We start from the raw sequence: 18286 nt of genomic DNA, 5'->3' as shown, positions 1-18286 counted from the left end.
TGTGCAAATTCTTATTCTATGCAAGTTTTCAATCCTGACTATAAAACCCTTATTAAGCAGCATCTGGAAAGGCAACAATTCATGAAACATATTGGGTTTGATTTGAATGTTATTGAACCAGGTAGGATGGAGGGTAGTTTAAAACTTGAAGAGTATCATAAGCAACAAAAAGGGTTTGCCCATGGCGGTTTGGTAGCCACTTTGGCGGATATAACGGCAGGATTTGCAGCTTATTCGTTAGTGCCGCCAGAACATCATGTGGTAACAGGGGAATTAAAAATTTCATATCTCAATCCTGGTGTTGGTGAAGAATTACGTGCAGTTGGGTGGGTACTGAAACAGGGTAAAAAGATTAACTTTTGTGAAGCAGAAGTGTGGAGTATATCGGGAGATGAAGAGGTGCTAATAGCCAAAGCTTCTGCAAGTATGATCACCATATTCCCTGGAGATTTTAAGTAGTAGTGCCAAGTCCATCAGAAATATTAAAACAAAAATTTCCATTTGAGGCTACTTCTGGACAAGCCAGGGTTTTTGATGCAATAGATACACTTATTGATCTAAAAGATGCTTTGGTAATTAAAGGATATGCTGGTACAGGAAAAACTACATTAATTAGTACACTTGTTCAGGTATTGCCTTTATTTAATTACAAATATGTATTGCTGGCGCCAACAGGTAGGGCGGCTAAAGTCATGGCTTCCTATTCAGGAAGAATGGCTTTCACAATTCATAAGAGAATTTATAAACAGGCTAATAAAGATGCCTCCGGGCCAGTGTTTAAAAGGCAGAAAAACTATTCCAAGAAAACTATTTTTATCGTAGATGAGTCTTCCATGATCAATGAGGATGTTGGGTTTGGAAAGAAAGGACTTCTTACTGACTTGATGGAGTATGTTTTCTCGGAGCCAAGTAATAAGTTAATACTGGTAGGTGATAACGCTCAGCTTCCTCCTGTCGGTCAGATTGAAAGCCCGGCATTAGATATAAACGTGCTCTCCACGGATTATAAACTAGACGTTGTGGAGGTGTTGCTCACAGAGGTTATGCGCCAGGAACTTGAATCTGGTATATTGTTTAATGCCACGAATTTGCGTCAGGAGCTTATAAATAATCCTCCTAAAGTAAGTATAGATATTTCATTCTCCGATATTTTTAAAATGACTGGGCAGCGGCTGGAAGATGGGATACGATATGCTTATGATAATGAAGGTGTTGAAAACACTGCAATCCTTTGTCGGTCTAATAAAAATGCGAATGCCTATAATCAATACATTAGAAATAGAATATTCTTTTATGATTCTGAATTAGAAGCCGGGGAATATTTGATGATCGTAAGGAACAATTATTTATTTGGGCCAGAAGAAATCGGAGGCGGATTTCTGGCAAACGGAGATTTTGTGGAAGCAATGAAGATTATTTCATTTGAGGAGATACATGGATTTAGATTTGCAACGTTAGAATTAAGGTTGACAGATTATCCAGATTTAAGGTCATTCGAAGCAAAGGTAATACTTGATACACTGCATTCAGAAACACCGGCATTAACGCAAGATCAAAATGAAGCACTTTACCAAAGTGTAGCCCTTGATTATGCAGATATGAAGCAAAAAGATAGAAAAGAGGCAATGAAAACTGATCCATATCTCAATGCATTACAAATCAAATTCGCTTATGCTATCACTTGCCATAAGGCACAGGGTGGCCAATGGCCGATAGTTTTTGTAGACCAGGGTTATTTGAAGGATAATACCATTGACCAGGATTTTATTAGATGGTTATATACTGCCATTACCCGTGCAACTAAGCAATTGTTTCTGGTGAACTTCAACAGAGAGTTTTTCGTTAAAAGTCAGCATAAGTCTTAACGTTTTGTTAAAAGCTAGCAAGATTATTGTTTGTTCAACGGTACGGTTATATTTGTAAAAGCGTAAAATTTATTAACATGAAAACTTTTATAGTATTTATTTTCGGTGTGTTTATGATCTATGGTGCAGTGGCGCAAGAGGCGAATGATAATGCATCAGGCCCAGAGATCACTTTTCAGGAAGAACAATTTGATTTTGGTGACATACATCAGGGAGATAGAGTAGAGCATGTTTTTGCATTTGAAAATACGGGCACAGAGCCATTAATTATTACAAACGTTCAAACAACATGTGGTTGCACTGCTCCAAACTGGCCTAGAGATCCTGTTGCTCCCGGACAAACAAGCGAAATAAAAGTAGTTTTTAATAGTACCGGCAAAATGGGTAGACAGCATAAGGTAATTACCGTTGTTTCTAATGCCATTACACCTACAAGCAAGGTAGCAATTATCACAAACGTATTACCTAAGGCTGAAGAAAAAGCCGTGCAAGAAAAAGGAAATTAAAAGGTGACGATATTAAGAAGGAGCCTGATCAATTTTGGTCAGGCTTTTTTATTGCTGCCATAAATAACGATACCCAGCCAGCAATAAGCATTAAGCCACCAATAGGTGTAATTGCCCCAAATATTGTTATCCGACTCAAGCACAAAATATAGAGTGAACCACTGAAAATTAATACCCCACCAAGAAATAAATTAGAAGAATAGTTAAGCCATTTGCTTGTATTGTTTTGCTGTAATAAACCAACTAATAGTAGTGCTAAAGTATGATAGAAGTGATATTTTACGGCAGTTTCAAAAGTATCTAACCGCCCGGTTTCTGTTAGAAACTTAGTAAGTCCATGGGCGCCAAAAGCACCAATTCCCACTGCAAGAGCGCCTAATATGGCGGCTATTTTTATTGATTTATTCATTATTGATTATTTCTTTCCCCGAATATGGAACTTCCAACCCTAATCATAGTGCTTCCTTCTTCCAATGCAATTTTATAATCGCCACTCATGCCCATCGAAAGCTCACTCAATTCAACATTTTCTGCTTGTACATCTCGTTTGGATTCTTCAAATAACTGAGCCAGAGACTTAAATTCCCTTCTAATCTGATCTTTATCTTCAGTAAAAGTGGCCATACCCATTAAGCCAATGATCTTAACATTATTTAATTCGGTAAGTTCTAAAGAATGTAAAAGTTCAAATAACTCATTTTTATCCAACCCAAATTTAGTGTCTTCTTCTGCGATATGTATTTGTAGCAACACGTTAATAACCCGGTTGTTCTTTTTGGCTTGCTTATTAATTTCTTTTAATAGCTTCAGGCTATCTACAGAGTGTATAAGACTAACATAAGGTGCAATGTACTTTACCTTATTTCTTTGAAGGTGGCCAATCATATGCCATTCAATATCCTCAGGGAGTTCACTTTGTTTTTCTGTCATTTCCTGAGCTTTATTTTCTCCAAAGATGCGCTGGCCTGCACCATATGCTTCTTTAATTGCACTAACAGGCTTTGTTTTGCTCACTGCAACCAATTTGCAATTTGAAGAGCCCAATGAATTGATTAATTCTTCGATGTTATTTTTAATATCCATTTGATAACTTTAACGTTCCTAAGGTTGGGAACAAAGTAAGAAATTTTAAATAACACACTATGCCTATTCTGGGTACTTTGTTGAAAAGAGGAATTAGAATCAGAGAGAGTTTAGAGCAAGATTATACCAATCCCTATGATCTGCAAAAAACGGAACTAAAACAATTGCTTATTTCCGCTAGTCAAACTCAGTTTGGTAAGCACTATTCGTTTTCAGAAATACTGAATCAGTTTAAATCGAATAATACGAAAGCATTTTTTGAAGCATTTAAAGAACATATTCCCATTCATAACTACAATAAGATGTATAATGAATGGTGGTATAAATCTAAAAATGAACAAAAGGATGTTACATGGCCTGGTAAGGTAAAATACTTTGCACTCAGTTCTGGCACATCAGAATCGGCCTCAAAGTATATTCCTATAACCAAGGATATGAAAAAGGCCATTCAGAAAACGAGTATTAGGCAAATTCTTACGCTTTCAAAATATGATTTACCTCCTGAAGTATTTCAAGGCGGTATTCTCATGCTTGGTGGTAGTACTCACCTGAATAACAGAGGTAGTTATTTTGAAGGTGATCTAAGTGGAATTCAAGCAGCCCAACTTCCTTTCTGGTTTCAACATTTTTATAAGCCGGGCAAGAAAATATCTAAAACAAGAAACTGGGATGAAAAGCTTAATGAAATTACAATGAAGGCCTCAGAATGGAATATCAACATTATAGTGGGTGTCCCTGCCTGGATACAAATCTTAATGGAGAAGATTATAGCGCATTATAAGCTTTCTAATATTCATGAAATTTGGCCAAATCTCAATGTATACGTGCATGGTGGTGTTTCTTTTGATCCGTACCGTAAAGGTTTTGAGAAGCTTTTAGGTAAACCTATTCATTATATAGAGACATATCTGGCGTCAGAAGGCTTTCTTGCTTTTCAATATAAACCAGATCATAGAGCCATGAGATTGGTGCTGAATAACGGCATTTTTTATGAATTTATTCCTTTTGAAGATCACAATTTTGATGAGAATGGTGAGCTTAAGGCGGATGCAAAAACGTATATGATTGATGAAGTTGAAAATGGCAAAGAATATGCTATACTTCTATCTACAAATGCCGGAGCCTGGCGGTACATGATAGGTGATGTCGTCAAAGTAATTTCTAAAGAAGAATCAGAGATAGTAATTACAGGAAGAACTAAGCATTTCTTAAGTCTTTGTGGAGAACATCTTTCAGTAGATAATATGAATAAGGCCATTGAAATGGCAGCTGACGAACTTAATATTGAAATTCCTGAATTTACGGTGGCGGGCATCCCACATGGTACACTGTTCGCTCATCATTGGTACGTTGCCAGTGATAATGAGGTGAATCCGAATAAGTTGAGAGACGTCATTGATCAAAAGTTAAAAGAATTAAATGATGACTATGCTGTTGAGCGAACCGCTGCACTGAAAGATGTAGTGGTAGATGTGCTACCAGTGAAAAAATTCTACGATTGGATGGAAGCGAGAGGTAAAGTTGGTGGGCAAAATAAGTTCCCCAGGGTATTGAAAGGACCATTATTGGAGGAATGGACTACGTATATCAGGAACTCTTAATGGTTTTACTTAACGGACTTTTTTTTGGCCTCACTTTAGCCGTAATGCTCGGCCCTGTATTTTTCACCTTGCTGCAAACCAGCCTTGAAAAAGGTTTTTCAAAAGCAGTGATTGTAGCAGTTGGGGTAAGTATTGGCGATATCATGCTCATATTACTTGCTTACTTTGGTTTGTCTAAATTAATTGGTTTTCAAGAGAACAAGATTGTGATAGCCTATGTTGGCTCAATAATACTGGCAGTTTTTGGAGTGGCTAGTATTCTTAAGTCAAGAAAACCTTTTAACCCGAAAATTGATGCCGCTAGAGAAGTGAAGGGTTTTTTCCGTTTCTTTTTTAAAGGACTTCTCATTAACGCCATTAGCCCTTTTGTACCTATTTTTTGGATTGGCACTATGAGTTTAGCCACTGTAGAATACGGTTATAGTGGCACCACTTTGTTTGTCTTTTTTGCTACTATCATTGCCGTGGTATTTCTCACAGACTTGTTAAAAGCCTTTCTCGCTAATAAACTCAGTGTATTGATTACCTCGCGAGTGATGCAGATTATGAATGTTCTGGTGGGGGTTATTCTAATAATCTTTTCAATACGTATGGCTACCTATTATCTGTAGAAGCTAGTCTTGCAGAATATTTGTAATAAACGTTGATTTCAGAAAAACCCAGAATAGAAACAATACTAACGCCCACATGATATAATTCCTGTAAAAATCAGTAGTGTCTTTAAAGCGAGTTTCTTGTATTTCTGCCTTCTCATATTGATCAATCTGTTTAAAAACATTCTCCAGGGCTTCATTGTCAGAAGCTCTGAAAAATTGACCTGAGCCAATTTTAGCAATCTCTCGCAAAGTGGTTTCGTCCATGGTGTTCTCAACCATTCTAGGTCTACCAAAAAAATCTTTACCAAAAGGCACTTTACCTTCTTTTCCTATTGCTATGGTATAGGTCTTTATATCATAGGCTGAGGCCAATTTCGCTGCTGTAATAGGATCGATATTACCTGCAGTATTGTCACCATCACTTAAAAGAATACACACTTTAGATTTAGAATCCATTTCTGTCATTCTATTAGTAGCTACAGCCAGGGCACTACCTATGGCTGTACCACGGTTCTCAATCATATCGAAATTAATGTCATCGATGTATGTTTTGAGTAAGTCATAGTCAGTTGTTAGAGGAGAAAGCGAGTAAGCGTCTCCAGAGAAAATTACAAGGCCAATACGATCCTGAAGCCGGCCATCGATAAAATCTTTGGCTACTTGCTTTGCTGCTTCTAATCTATTAGGTGTGAAATCTTCAATTTGCATGGATTGAGAGATATCAATCACAAGCATAATATCAATACCTTCTGTCCATTGAACTACCTTTTCATTCGTTTTTTGAGGTCTGGCCAGTGCTACAATAAGTAGCGCTACAATTAGCATCATTATGATATCCGGTAGTAACCTTATAATCGTTAATGGATTAGAAATAACCTGACTTCTGGTAAAGGCAACAGGCAATTTTTGATTAAAGAAATACCTATATACCCATCTAACAATAAAAAAAAGAGGTATGCCCAGAAGTGCGTACAAAGCCAGGCTATTCTCCCAGCTATAGCCTTGCAATATGCCCGGATAAAAGTTTTGAATGGAATACCACGGAAGTGAAGTTGTCTGTTCAACCATGTTTAACCTCATTTACTTTGTCATGATATCTATTTTCAGCAAAGGTCAGCAGTTTCTTAAATACCTCCTGCATATTCTCTTGCTTGCCACCGTATATTGCTCTATCGATATGCTTAAGTTCATCACCAATTCTCACAATATGATCGTGCAATAACAATTCTTTGGTAGTCATTTTTGTGTACGGTGTTTTTTCTAGCTTTTCTAAATACTTTTTCCATACTAAAAGTATTTGTTCAGTGTGGCTTTGTGAATTTTGACTTAAAAGAGAATTATAATCCTCCATGAATTTTAAATGCTTCTTTTCCAGTCTTCTTAGTTTTAACCATCTTTTTACAGACTTTCCAAATACCAAATAGCCAATGACAATTAATATGATAAAAAGTACTGCACCAGCTATTAGATAAGGATAATTGAGCGCGAGTTGTACATAACGGTAACTTGTATTTTCAATGAGGGGCATTGCTTCTGCGGCTACGGAATCAGGTATTTCTTTGACTAAATGTTTTAAAACGATAGAATCTTTTGCAGGGTAGAGTGGAATACTATCTCGTCCAACAATCTGAAAAACAGGTAGTTGCAAATACTGAGTGCTATCAATCTCAAAACTTAAAATGTAATATAAGGCACTATCATAACTGTGTTCGCCAATCGTCTTTGTAGGCGCAAACCACTTCTCACCAAGTTCGTAGGGGGTATAATTGAATAATGAGTCCGGAAATATTAAGTCGGTTGAACTGTGATATTTTGCAGTTAAAACGTAAGGCGAGGGCTCGCCAATTTTGATACTATCATCTAAAAAATACCCCTTAATCTGCACATCTTGTGCAAAAGTAGTGAGAGTAATAAAATGTAAGATTGAGCAGAAAAATACCTTTCTAAACACTTTTCAACGATTTATTTCTGACTTTAAATAGTTTTAATAATTTAGGAACATAGTCTTCATCAGTATCGATGGACACATAGTTGATCTGATGTTTTTTCGAAAACTTCAACAGTTCCTCTTCACTTTTGGCATAATTGGTTTTTACGTTATATCTGAAGTTACCAAATGAGGTATTAACCCAAACTGTTTTTTTGCTTTCTTTATCAAATACAGGTACAATACCCAATTTTGGCAAGTTAGTTTCCCGTTTGTCAGTTATTCTTATGGCTACCAGGTCGTGTTTTTTGGCCATTCCCTTTAAATTGTGAAAATAGCCTTCATCGATAAAGTCTGAGATAAATATCATCACACTTCTTCTTTTTAAGGTATTTAAAGAAAATAAAGTGGCTTTGCTTAGATCTGTTTTAGTCGACTTAGGTTTTAATTTCACTAATTCGTGTATCATCTCATAAGCTTGCTTCGGCCCTTTAGCAGGTTTGATGTAGGTTTCCTTCTGATCGGAAAAACAAACCAACCCAACCTGGCTACCTTCCTTAGCTGCTGCCAACGCAAGTACACCACATACCTCTTTACCAATATCTACTTTTTGCTTCCCTTCTGTTCCTATTTCCTGAGAACCACTTACATCAAGAATAAAGAAAACAGTCTGTTCTTTCTCTTCTTTAAAGGTTTTTACAAATGCGCCATGCCCTTTGGCGCTCACATTCCAATCTATCGTTCGCACATCATCTCCGTACTGATAGGCGCGCACATCGTCAAACTCAAGACCAGAGCCTTTAAATATAGAGTGAAAATCACCCTGCATTTGGCTGTTGATAGCCTTTCTTATTTGTATTTCGTACTTTCGCAGCTTGTTAAGAAGATTCTTCATACGTGTAATTTTAACGTATTTGGATTGCAAAATTGTGGAATAATACTTGTTTGGAAAAATAACAAACCCAATGGATTTAAGATGGGTACTAACGGTTAAAAATTATTAAAATGAAGAATACTATAATCTGTGCCATTACCCTATTGATATCTGTATTTTTTCTTAGCTGCAACTCCGATGAAAAGCCCGAAGATATTATCAGCCACGAACAAATGATTGTTATTTTATTAGATGTATATGAGGCTGAGGCAAAGCTTGCTGAACTGAAATTAAACAGAGATACTACCATACAGATTTTTAAAACGTACGAACAGTTCATTTATGATAAACATGGTATTGATGAATCGGTTTATAAAAAGAGTCTAACGTACTATTACGACCACCCTGACAAACTTGAAAAAATTTATGAGACGATGCTTGACTCCCTGGCATTAAGAGAATCGAAGACTAAAGCCTATGAAGAAGCTAAGCAGGCAAAAGAAGATTCAATTCGTAGAATAGAATTAAATAAACAAGAAAATTAGTGCTTTACCCACACGACATTGAAGAGAAGCTCGGGATTGATAAAATCCGGACACTAATAAGTGAAAAATGCAGCACTGAATTAGGTAAGTCGATTATTGATAAGGTTAAGTTTTCATCAAACTATGATTTAATCAGCAAGCTTCTTTCTCAAACTAAGGAGTATCAAAACATCTTGCTTTCATCAGAATCTTTAAACCTATTTGGCTTCTCCGATATTCGAGATTCATTGGAGAAAAGTAAGACGGAAGGAACCTTTTGTAGCGAAAATGAGCTATTTCAAATTGGTAAATTTTTACACAGTCTTGAATTAGCTTTAAACTTCTTTTCTGAACATTCTGAAAACTACCCTGCATTATTTGAACTCTGCAATAACATAGAACTTGATAAAAGACTTATTGTTGAAATTGAAAAATGTATTGATGATGAAGGGAATTTAAAAGACGATGCAAGCCCTGAGCTTCAGAGAATACGTAATGAGTTAAAGTCTAAATATGGACAGGTAAGAAAATCCCTTTATTCCATTTTTAAGCAATCTGAAAAGGAGGGCTGGGTGCCAGAAGGAGCTTCTGTTACAGTACGCGATGGAAGAATGGTGATTCCCATTTTGGCTGAGTTTAAAAGAAGGTTACCTGGTTTTATTCATGATGAATCTGCATCCGGAAACACCGTTTACCTTGAACCTACTAATGTGCTGCAAGGAAATAATGAGATTAGAGAACTTGAATATGCCGAAAAAAGAGAAAAAATAAAGATACTCACCGGATTAACCAATAAGGTAAGAGCGAATTTGACTGATATCAGGTCTGGTTTATCATTTATCTCTAAACTTGACTTCATAAAAGCTAAGGCAAAATTCAGTAATGAAATTGATGCTATAGTTCCGAAAATTAATTACACTCCAACAATACATTTAAGAAATGCACGCCACCCGCTACTCTTACTTTCATTTATGAAAGAAGGGAAGAAAGTTGTGCCATTAAATGTTCAACTATCGGAGGAGGACAGGATCCTTATCATTTCGGGACCGAATGCAGGAGGTAAATCTGTGAGTCTTAAAACCATAGGTCTGCTACAATTAATGCTACAATCGGGCATACCTGTTCCGGTGAAAGAGGATTCAGAATTCGGAATTTTCAATGATATTTTGATTGATATTGGAGACGAGCAGTCAATTGAAAATGACTTAAGTACTTACAGTAGTCATTTAAAGAGTATGAAGGCATTTTTGAAAAATGGAACGGCCTCTTCATTATGCCTGATTGATGAGTTTGGGACTGGTACTGACCCTCAGTTTGGTGGAGCCATTGCACAATCAGTTTTAAATGAACTTAATGGCAAAAAAGTGAAGGGTGTGATAACTACACATTACAGTAATATCAAACATTTCGCGGAAAATACGAAAGGCATAATCAACGGTGCTATGCGGTTTGATATGCACAAGCTAGAGCCTTTATTTGAGTTAGAGGTTGGTAAGCCGGGTAGTTCTTTTTCACTTGAAATTGCTAAAAAGATAGGATTAGATTCAAGTGTGATCAATTATGCCAAAGATTTAATTGGAGATAAGGCTATTGATGTTGATCAGTTGCTTAACCAATTAGAGAAGCAAAAACAGCAGATAAAGCAGCGTGATGAAGAGCTTAAGAAAAGGGAAAAAGAGACCTCAAGTCTTCAACACCAATATCAAACATTAAAAGAAGAACTTGATAAGAATAAAAAAGATATAATCAATAAAGCAAAAGAAGAGGCTGCGAAACTGTTAAAAGACACTAATCGAGAAATAGAAAAAACTATTCGTCATATTAAATCCAATAAAGCTCAGAAAACTGAAACTAAGAAAGCACGAGAACGACTTCAAAACCTTAAGCAAAAGGTTGATGAACCAAAAGAGATTAAAAAGGCACCTTTAGTAAACAACGATCAATTAGAACCTGGTGATACTGTTCAATTATTCGATCAACAGGTAACGGGTACAGTCATTTCAATGAAAGGTAATGATGTTGAAGTCCAGATTGGTTTATTGAAGTCAAAAGTAAAGAAGAACAGGCTTATTAAAATCTCTAAAGGTAAAGAAAAGTCGATCAAGAAAGAACGTGCCGGAAGTGCTCACGGCATGAACCTAACGAGTAAATTTTCAGAATTCAACTCTACTCTTGATATAAGAGGCAAACGTGTAGAAGAAGTACTTACTGTTCTTGATCAGTTTTTAGATGATGCAATATTATTTGGGCTAAACGAAGTGAAGGTTTTGCATGGGAAAGGAAATGGCGTGCTTAGAGAAGTTGTAAGAAATTACTGTAAAACTCAAATTTTTATCTCCAATGTAGCTGATGAACATGTTGAAAGGGGAGGAGCTGGAATTACAGTAATCACATTAAACTAAAAAAGGCCTCAATTGAGGCCTTTTGTTTATGATTTAGTATTCTAAGTTATTTATTGTTTAACCAGATTAAATGTCCAAGAACCCACAACAGCTTCAGTTCTTGAAGTAGAACCGCCATCTGCTAAAGAGAATGACAATGTTAAACCCGTAGCAGAAAAGTTTGTTACTGCAATTTGAAGACCATCGCTGGCTCTTGTTACAGTAAATTGAGTTGTAGCTGCATCCGTAGGAACAGGGCTAAATGTCCAAGAGTCTGTTCCTAGAAATGGCCTTACACCGGAGGGACCACCTACAATTGATGCTGTACCCCCCTCAGATCCTGCAGTATACGTTATTGTCAAAGCAAAATCACTGTAATCATCAGTTCTATCCTGACTTGGTGAACCGAAAGTCACTTGTCCTGTTTGAGCTGCATCTACTGCCCAAGTGCCTGAGAATGTTGTTCCTACCTGATCAACTACAGGTACTCCATCGTCCCCACCACTATCACATCCTACACTCACCAATAATAGAGATAATACTGCTGCACTTAATAAATAACTTAATTTTTTCATTAGATCGAATTTGTGGTTTACTATATTTTTCGAAATTATCAATTTTATTCGAAATGCTAAAATAACAATAAATATTATTATTTGATATCTATCTGAAATTAGATACGCTAATTTTTTAAATAGTAACCATTTCTTAATAATCCTTAAAGTCAGATAAATCAAGCACAGAATCACATTTATTATACTCATTTTCCTGATTTGAAGCTAAAATGAGCAACCTATCGCTTTCTGTTTTTTCCATTTCATAGTAAAACCACTGTGAACCTCTTTTATCCAGATTGGTAGTGGGCTCATCGAGAAGTAATATTTTTGTTGCCGAATAGAAAGCCAATGCCAATTAAAGCCGTTGTTTCATTCCGGATGAAAAATTTTTAATCAGTTTTTGCTTATGCTCAGTGAAATAAGATTTGTCAATAACTGAACTGATGGTTTCACCATTTTTAATAGTTTTAAATTTGAAATGGAATTCAATTTGTTCTTTAAGTGTAAATTCTTCTATCAATTCCAGGTAAGGTGCTGCAATGGCAATATGGGTGAATATGTTTTCAACTGACAAAGTTGCATCCCCATCAACATAGCTAATTTCACCTTTTGAAGCTAGCTGATTGCCTGCAAGAAGTTGAAGCAAGGTTGACTTTCCACTACCGTTAGGACCAACAATAGCTGTTTTTTGACCTTTACTAAAAGTGAAATTTAAGTCTTTAAATAAAATCTCCCTGTTAAACCTCTTTTCTAAATTTTTCAGGATGATTTCCATGAAGAATTTTAGTAAGTATAGCCCTTCATTACTCCTCGATCAGAAGTTCTGATAAAATCAATGATTTCGTCACGTTCTTTAGAGGGGGCTAATTCAAGTTCAACTAGGTCTAGTGCTTTAGAGTTGTTAAGGCCTTTTAAGAAGATGTATCTATAAATTTCCTGGATTTCGTTTATTTTCTCAGAAGTATAGCCTCTTCTTCTTAGACCTATTGAGTTAATACCCGCATACGTCAAAGGCTCTCTGGCAGCTTTTGTGAATGGAGGTACGTCTTTTCTTACCAATGACCCACCACCAATATAGGAGTGAGCTCCTATTTTAGTAAACTGTTGTACAGCACATGATCCGCCAAAAATCACGTAATCATCAACTACAACATGCCCGGCCAATTGCGAAGCATTACCTAAAATACAATTGTTTCCAACAATGCAATCATGACCCAGGTGTACATAGGCCATAACTAGACAGTTCTTGCCTACTTCTGTTTTGTGTTTATCTACTGTGCCTCTATTAATAGTTACACATTCCCTGATCGTACTATTATCGCCAATTATGGCCGTAGTTTCTTCGCCCGCAAATTTCAGATCCTGTGGCACGGCTGAAATTACAGCACCTGGATAAATTTTGACATTTTTGCCTATGCGAGCCCCTTCAAAAATGGTGACGTTGGGACCTATCCAGGTTCCTTCTTCAATCACCACATTTTTATGAATGGTTGCAAAGGGTTCGATTACTACATTTCTGGCAATTTTTGCCTGAGGATCTATATATGCTAACGGTTGATTCATGAATCTTTTCTTACGATACTAGCGGTCATGGTGCCTTCACAAACGAGCGTATTACCAACATAAGCACGACCAGTCATTTTTGCAATTCCTCGCTTTATTGGAGCCAAAAGGTCGCATTTTATTACCAAAGTGTCACCAGGAAGAATCATTTTTCTAAATCTGAACCCTTCTATTCCTAAGAAGTACGTCCAATAATTTTCTGGGTCTGGTACTGTGTTCAGCACCAATATACCTCCAATTTGCGCCATGGCCTCAATTTGAAGCACACCAGGCATGACAGGATTTCCAGGAAAATGACCTTGAAAAAACGGTTCATTTAACGTTACATTTTTAACGCCAGATACACTCTCATCATCCAAATGAATGATTTTATCTATTAGCAGAAATGGGTATCTGTGCGGAAGTATATTCGTTATTTGATTAATATCATATACCGGTGGCAGGTTGGGGTTGTACTTAGGTACATTTAGCTTTGAAGACTTTGCCATTGCCTTCTTTAATTTTTTTGCGAAAGCAACATTGGCAGCGTGTCCTGGTCGTGCAGCAAGAATTTGCGCCTTTAAGGGTCTTCCGGCCAATGCTAAATCTCCAATAACGTCCAGTAATTTATGTCTTGCGGGCTCATTTTTATAGCGAAGTTCAACGTTATTAAGGATACCTTCCTTCTTTACTTCTACTTTTGGTTTGTTAAAAAGCTTTGCCAAACTATCCAACTCGTTATCCTTCACAATTCTGTCAACAACAACAATGGCATTGTTTAAATCACCGCCTTTAATAAGGTTATTCTTATGTAGCATTTCAAGTTCATGCAAAAAACAAAATGTTCTACATGAGGCTATTTCCTTTTCAAACTGCGATATGTTGGTCAATGAAGCATGCTGACTACCTAATACGGGAGAATTATAGTCTACCATTACGGTTAGTCTATAATCATCTAAAGGAAGTGCTGCTATTTCAACATCTCTTTCCGGCTCACGATAAAAAATACCATCAGGGACTTCGAAAAAGTCTCTTAAAGCATCCTGTTCTTCTGTGCCTGCCTCTTTAAGAATATTAACAAACTGAATTGAACTACCGTCCATTATTGGTGGCTCTGGCCCATCCAATTGTATAAGAACGTTATCAATTTCCAGACCTACTAATGCAGCCAAAGTGTGTTCAACGGTGTTAACTCTCGCACCACTTTGTTCAATGGTTGTACCTCTAGAAAGGTCAACCACTAAGTCGGCATCAGCATCAACCGTTGGCCTGCCTTCAAGGTCAATTCTTTGAAATTTTATACCGTGGCCAGGTTTTGCTGGCACAAATGTCATATTAGAGGTTACTCCAGTATGTAAACCTACCCCTGAAAGGGTCACGGATTTTTTGATTGTGTGTTGTTTAATTTTCATTCACTCTCCCGAAATGTCGGCAAATTTAGGACTTTTTCTTCAAGTTGCTTCAATCTAAAATTTAAATCGGGAAGATTTTTATAAACAGCATAGGAACGCTGATATTTCATTACATCTATTGCAGGTGTACCCCAGAGTTTAGAGCCTGAAGCTGTATCTTTACTTACACCCGCTTGTGCACCAATAGATGTTTTATCAGCAATATTTACATGTCCTATAATACCAACCTGACCAGCGATTACACAATATTTACCAATAGTTGTGCTACCACTCACGCCTGTCTGCGCAGCTATTACCGTATGTTTACCAACTTTAACGTTGTGAGCTAATTGAACCAGGTTGTCTAATTTAACGCCATCTTCAAGTTTGGTAGAATCACCATGGAATGTAGCACAGTCGATCACAGTATTTGATCCTATATCTACATAGTTACCAATTACTACATTACCCATTTGCGGAATCGTTTTGTAAGATCCGTCTGCCTGAGGGGCAAAACCAAATCCATCGCTACCAATCACACAACCCGAATGAATAACGCAATGATGTCCAATTTTTGTGTTGGCATATAATTTCACACCTGCATTTATAATCGTATTATCTCCTATTTCTACGTTATCACCAACATAAGCATGTGGGTAAATCTTTACATTATCCCCTATTTTAACATTACTGCCAATATATGAAAACGCCCCTCTGTAAACGTCTATACCTACTTTAGAATTTTCACCTATAAATGAAGGATCTTCTACACCGGATTTTTGAAATGTAATGAATTTATGATATTCTTCTAACAAAACCGTAAAACTCGAATAGGGATCATCCACTAGAATTAATGAAGTATTTAACTTCTTTTTAGGAGAAAATCCTTTGCTGACAATTACCGCAGTAGCTTTGGTATCATAAATATGTGGCTCGTATTTAGGATTGGAAAGAAAGGATATTTCACCTGCTTTAGCCTCCTGTATTTTACCAAGCATTTTAATTTTATCATCACCATTCCCCTCTACTTTTCCGCCTAATAACTCGGCAATTTGGCTGACGGTAAACTCCATTTATTTAATTCTATGTTAATTAACTGTTAAGTGGTAAAGATACATTTTTGGGAAAGCATAGATAGAATTTTTTGACAATTTTGCTAATTGCTTTGATATTCGGTAATTCAGCGGCATCAGTAATATTTAGTAATTTCCCTTTCTTAGATAAAATTTGAATCGAAGCACTCTCAGGTGCATAGGCCTTATTCGTAACTTCGCCATGGGCAAAGAAATACCTCGCCTCTGATTTTCTCAAATTATAGGTTTCAACGATAACACTCCTTAATAGTTCAAGATCTTTTTTAGAGAGTGGTTCATTTGTTAGTTTGATCTTGAATAGATCACGATTCAGGATTCTGCTGCTAAGCTCAGATAAAATACGGTCATCTACATGTTGCCAAAACTTAATAGCTCCCCATATATCATAGTCATCCAAACCTCCAAATGAAGTAATTAAATCAGGATTTCTCTGAAAATCATCCAAGGTATATTCATTGGCAAGAAATAGCTGTAATGGTTTTGAAGCTGGAACTTCTTTACCTGCCATGGTTAGTTCCTTTGCCCTGAGAATTAAATTAATTAACATTTTCTCCGCACTAACTGATGTTTTGTGTAAATACACCTGCCAGTACATGAGCCTTCTGGCATTCAGAAAATTTTCAATACTATAGATGCCTTTTTCTTCCACAACAATGTTATCGTCCACTACATTGAGCATACTAATAATTCTTTCTAAGCCGATGCTTCCTTCTGAAACGCCAGTAAAAAAACTATCTCGTTTGAGGTAATCAAGTCGGTCTACATCTAATTGACTTGAAACAAGTTGATGAAAAAACTGGCGTTCATAGGTATTCTGAAATATTTTTAGTGCAAGGTTTAGCCCATTATCAAAATGGTTATTTAACTCCTTCATCAATAAAAAGGAAATACTTTCGTGTTTAATGCCTTTTAACAAGCTAAACTCCAGGGCATGGGAAAATGGGCCATGGCCAATATCATGAAGTAAAACAGCAATTTGTGCCTGTTCATATTCCTGATCAGAAATATCAATTCCCTTTCCTCTCAAGGCATCCAGTGCCCTCGACATGAGGTGCATGGCACCAATGGCATGATGAAACCGCGTGTGATGAGCTCCCGGATAGATTAGTTCTGTTAAACCCAGTTGTTTGATTCGCCTTAAACGCTGAAAAATCGGGTGCTGGATAATATCAAAAATAAGGTCACTCTTGATGGTGATGAATCCATATACCGGATCATTAAATATTTTCTTTTTATTCAATCTATTGCGTTCTTTTTCCGTTATTGAGGGTGAAAAGAAATTCTTTCAACCAAAAGTGATTTAATGCAAAGATATAATATTTTGTGGGCGGATGATGAAATTGATCTGCTCAAGCCTCACATACTTTTTTTAGAAAATAAGGGTTATGACATTACCGCTGTTAATAGTGGTTCAGATGCGGTAGAAAATTGTGAGCAAAACCATTATGACGTAGTTTTTTTAGATGAAAATATGCCCGGTATGTCAGGACTGGAAGCATTGTCACATATTAAATCGCTACGACCGAATCTTCCGGTGGTCATGATTACCAAAAATGAGGAAGAGTCGATTATGGAGGATGCCATAGGCGCCAAAATAGCTGACTATTTAATCAAGCCTATTAATCCAAGTCAGATATTACTTTCAGTAAAAAAAATATTAGATAATAAACGGCTGATTACTGAAAAAACCAATATGAGCTATCAGCAGGAATTTAGAAATATCAGTTTGTCTTTTGGAGATGATTTGGATTACGCTGAATGGGCAGATGTATATAAGAAACTGATTTACTGGGAGTTGGAAATTGATAGTACTGAAAATAAGAGCATGTATGAAGTGCTAAATATGCAAAAAGAAGAAGCCAATAGTCAGTTTACTAAGTTCATCAGTGATAATTACGAATCGTGGTTGAATGACCCTGATGTAGAAAAACCTATGCTATCACATCAAATACTTAAAAACAAAGTGCTTCCACATGTGGGGCAAGGTTCTTCTGTGTTTTTTTTAGTGATCGATAATTTAAGATACGATCAATGGAAAATTATTGAACCTGCTGTTACTGAATATTTTAACGTAGAGGAGGAGGATAGTTACTATTCCATCTTACCAACAACAACTGCCTATGCCCGAAATGCCATTTTTTCCGGCTTACTTCCTTCAGAGATGGAAAAGAAACATCCTGAGCTCTGGGTAGGAGAGGATGACGATGAAGGAAAAAATAATAATGAAGATAAGTTTATTGAAAAGCACCTGAGAAGATTAAACAGTACTATTAAATTCAGTTACCACAAGATTAAACGAACAAGTGTAGGCAAACAGTTAGTTGATAACATCAACAATTTGCTCA

General features: G+C 36.5%; 20 protein-coding genes. 8 read left to right on the top strand and 12 right to left on the bottom strand.

Annotated features, from left to right (window positions below):
* The first annotated feature begins 18 nt into the window (after positions 1-18).
* From RLO81_RS18480 to RLO81_RS18470, 3 genes are all read left to right on the top strand, one after another.
* Entirely contained in the window at positions 19-459 is a 441-nt protein-coding gene (locus tag RLO81_RS18480) for a PaaI family thioesterase (protein ID WP_350115253.1), read from the top strand.
* A 2-nt stretch (positions 460-461) separates the two neighbouring features.
* Entirely contained in the window at positions 462-1865 is a 1404-nt protein-coding gene (locus tag RLO81_RS18475; RefSeq protein WP_350115247.1) for an ATP-dependent DNA helicase, read from the top strand.
* A 77-nt stretch (positions 1866-1942) separates the two neighbouring features.
* Positions 1943-2371 carry a DUF1573 domain-containing protein gene (locus RLO81_RS18470; RefSeq protein ID WP_350115244.1) on the top strand — a complete coding sequence of 143 codons (429 nt, stop codon included), beginning with the start codon at positions 1943-1945 and terminating at the stop codon, positions 2369-2371.
* Positions 2372-2399: 28 nt separating this feature from the next.
* Here RLO81_RS18470 and RLO81_RS18465 read toward each other — a convergent pair whose 3' ends face one another.
* Both RLO81_RS18465 and RLO81_RS18460 read right to left on the bottom strand, forming a co-directional pair.
* Positions 2400-2780, bottom strand: coding sequence for a DUF423 domain-containing protein (locus RLO81_RS18465; protein ID WP_350115241.1), 381 nt, complete (start codon positions 2778-2780; stop codon positions 2400-2402).
* Positions 2780-3454, bottom strand: coding sequence for a YggS family pyridoxal phosphate-dependent enzyme (locus RLO81_RS18460; RefSeq protein ID WP_350115239.1), 675 nt, complete (start codon positions 3452-3454; stop codon positions 2780-2782). The genes RLO81_RS18465 and RLO81_RS18460 overlap by 1 nt, the downstream gene beginning before the upstream one ends.
* 59 nt (positions 3455-3513) lie before the next feature.
* Between RLO81_RS18460 and RLO81_RS18455 the strand changes: the two genes are divergently transcribed.
* Both RLO81_RS18455 and RLO81_RS18450 read left to right on the top strand, forming a co-directional pair.
* Positions 3514-5055 carry a GH3 family acyl-acid amido synthetase gene (locus tag RLO81_RS18455; RefSeq protein WP_350115237.1) on the top strand — a complete coding sequence of 514 codons (1542 nt, stop codon included), beginning with the start codon at positions 3514-3516 and terminating at the stop codon, positions 5053-5055.
* On the top strand, positions 5028-5666 hold the full coding sequence (locus RLO81_RS18450; RefSeq protein WP_350115235.1) for a LysE family translocator: 639 nt from the start codon (positions 5028-5030) through the stop codon (positions 5664-5666). The genes RLO81_RS18455 and RLO81_RS18450 overlap by 28 nt, the downstream gene beginning before the upstream one ends.
* Before the next feature lie 3 nt (positions 5667-5669).
* Here the strand turns inward: RLO81_RS18450 and RLO81_RS18445 are convergent, their stop codons facing one another.
* The 3 genes from RLO81_RS18445 to RLO81_RS18435 are packed head-to-tail and all read right to left on the bottom strand — an operon-like array spanning position 5670 to position 8473.
* Positions 5670-6719, bottom strand: coding sequence for a vWA domain-containing protein (locus RLO81_RS18445; protein WP_350115233.1), 1050 nt, complete (start codon positions 6717-6719; stop codon positions 5670-5672).
* A complete protein-coding gene (locus RLO81_RS18440; protein ID WP_350115231.1) occupies positions 6712-7602 on the bottom strand; it encodes a hypothetical protein in 891 nt (296 codons plus the stop codon). The genes RLO81_RS18445 and RLO81_RS18440 overlap by 8 nt, the downstream gene beginning before the upstream one ends.
* Positions 7595-8473 carry a DUF58 domain-containing protein gene (locus RLO81_RS18435; RefSeq protein WP_350115229.1) on the bottom strand — a complete coding sequence of 293 codons (879 nt, stop codon included), beginning with the start codon at positions 8471-8473 and terminating at the stop codon, positions 7595-7597. The genes RLO81_RS18440 and RLO81_RS18435 overlap by 8 nt, the downstream gene beginning before the upstream one ends.
* 110 nt (positions 8474-8583) lie before the next feature.
* Here RLO81_RS18435 and RLO81_RS18430 point away from each other — a divergent pair, with 110 nt between their 5' ends.
* Positions 8584-8997, top strand: coding sequence for a DUF4296 domain-containing protein (locus tag RLO81_RS18430; RefSeq protein ID WP_350115226.1), 414 nt, complete (start codon positions 8584-8586; stop codon positions 8995-8997).
* Positions 8997-11378, top strand: a complete 2382-nt coding sequence (locus RLO81_RS18425) for an endonuclease MutS2 (protein WP_350115223.1) — start codon at positions 8997-8999, stop codon at positions 11376-11378. Before RLO81_RS18430 ends, RLO81_RS18425 begins: the two co-directional genes overlap by 1 nt.
* Positions 11379-11428: 50 nt before the next feature.
* Here RLO81_RS18425 and RLO81_RS18420 read toward each other — a convergent pair whose 3' ends face one another.
* The 7 genes from RLO81_RS18420 to RLO81_RS18390 form a co-directional block, all read right to left on the bottom strand.
* A complete protein-coding gene (locus RLO81_RS18420; protein ID WP_350115220.1) occupies positions 11429-11932 on the bottom strand; it encodes a hypothetical protein in 504 nt (167 codons plus the stop codon).
* Positions 11933-12065: 133 nt separating this feature from the next.
* Positions 12066-12269: an ABC transporter ATP-binding protein gene (locus RLO81_RS18415; protein ID WP_350115217.1), complete on the bottom strand. Its 204-nt coding sequence runs from the start codon at positions 12267-12269 to the stop codon at positions 12066-12068.
* On the bottom strand, positions 12270-12689 hold the full coding sequence (locus tag RLO81_RS18410) for an ABC transporter ATP-binding protein (RefSeq protein WP_350115214.1): 420 nt from the start codon (positions 12687-12689) through the stop codon (positions 12270-12272).
* 8 nt (positions 12690-12697) lie between these two features.
* Positions 12698-13477, bottom strand: coding sequence for an acyl-ACP--UDP-N-acetylglucosamine O-acyltransferase (lpxA, locus tag RLO81_RS18405; protein ID WP_350115211.1), 780 nt, complete (start codon positions 13475-13477; stop codon positions 12698-12700).
* Entirely contained in the window at positions 13474-14868 is a 1395-nt protein-coding gene (locus RLO81_RS18400; RefSeq protein ID WP_350115208.1) for a bifunctional UDP-3-O-[3-hydroxymyristoyl] N-acetylglucosamine deacetylase/3-hydroxyacyl-ACP dehydratase, read from the bottom strand. The genes lpxA and RLO81_RS18400 overlap by 4 nt, the downstream gene beginning before the upstream one ends.
* Positions 14865-15920 carry a UDP-3-O-(3-hydroxymyristoyl)glucosamine N-acyltransferase gene (gene lpxD, locus RLO81_RS18395; protein ID WP_350115205.1) on the bottom strand — a complete coding sequence of 352 codons (1056 nt, stop codon included), beginning with the start codon at positions 15918-15920 and terminating at the stop codon, positions 14865-14867. The genes RLO81_RS18400 and lpxD overlap by 4 nt, the downstream gene beginning before the upstream one ends.
* A gap of 19 nt (positions 15921-15939) precedes the next feature.
* Complete coding sequence (locus tag RLO81_RS18390) at positions 15940-17181, bottom strand: HD domain-containing protein (RefSeq protein WP_350115203.1); 1242 nt, start codon at positions 17179-17181, stop codon at positions 15940-15942.
* 63 nt (positions 17182-17244) lie between these two features.
* Between RLO81_RS18390 and porX the strand changes: the two genes are divergently transcribed.
* Positions 17245-18286: T9SS response regulator signal transducer PorX (gene porX / locus RLO81_RS18385; protein ID WP_350115200.1), on the top strand; the 1042-nt coding region annotated here is incomplete at its 3' end.

This window comes from Fulvivirga sp., assembly GCF_040220315.1.
GTDB lineage: Bacteria > Bacteroidota > Bacteroidia > Cytophagales > Cyclobacteriaceae > Fulvivirga.
The sequence above is the reverse complement of the archived record's forward strand: the minus strand, read 5'-3'. Positions and strand labels throughout refer to the sequence as shown.

Coding starts and splice junctions, on each gene's coding strand:
- RLO81_RS18480 (WP_350115253.1), top strand. CDS start 19: ATGCAAGTTTTCAATCCTGACTATAAAACCCTTATTAAGCAGCATCTG.
- RLO81_RS18470 (WP_350115244.1), top strand. CDS start 1,943: ATGAAAACTTTTATAGTATTTATTTTCGGTGTGTTTATGATCTATGGT.
- RLO81_RS18465 (WP_350115241.1), bottom strand. CDS start 2,780: ATGAATAAATCAATAAAAATAGCCGCCATATTAGGCGCTCTTGCAGTG.
- RLO81_RS18460 (WP_350115239.1), bottom strand. CDS start 3,454: ATGGATATTAAAAATAACATCGAAGAATTAATCAATTCATTGGGCTCT.
- RLO81_RS18455 (WP_350115237.1), top strand. CDS start 3,514: ATGCCTATTCTGGGTACTTTGTTGAAAAGAGGAATTAGAATCAGAGAG.
- RLO81_RS18450 (WP_350115235.1), top strand. CDS start 5,028: ATGGACTACGTATATCAGGAACTCTTAATGGTTTTACTTAACGGACTT.
- RLO81_RS18445 (WP_350115233.1), bottom strand. CDS start 6,719: ATGGTTGAACAGACAACTTCACTTCCGTGGTATTCCATTCAAAACTTT.
- RLO81_RS18435 (WP_350115229.1), bottom strand. CDS start 8,473: ATGAAGAATCTTCTTAACAAGCTGCGAAAGTACGAAATACAAATAAGA.
- RLO81_RS18430 (WP_350115226.1), top strand. CDS start 8,584: ATGAAGAATACTATAATCTGTGCCATTACCCTATTGATATCTGTATTT.
- RLO81_RS18420 (WP_350115220.1), bottom strand. CDS start 11,932: ATGAAAAAATTAAGTTATTTATTAAGTGCAGCAGTATTATCTCTATTA.
- RLO81_RS18410 (WP_350115214.1), bottom strand. CDS start 12,689: ATGGAAATCATCCTGAAAAATTTAGAAAAGAGGTTTAACAGGGAGATT.
- lpxA (WP_350115211.1), bottom strand. CDS start 13,477: ATGAATCAACCGTTAGCATATATAGATCCTCAGGCAAAAATTGCCAGA.
- RLO81_RS18400 (WP_350115208.1), bottom strand. CDS start 14,868: ATGAAAATTAAACAACACACAATCAAAAAATCCGTGACCCTTTCAGGG.
- lpxD (WP_350115205.1), bottom strand. CDS start 15,920: ATGGAGTTTACCGTCAGCCAAATTGCCGAGTTATTAGGCGGAAAAGTA.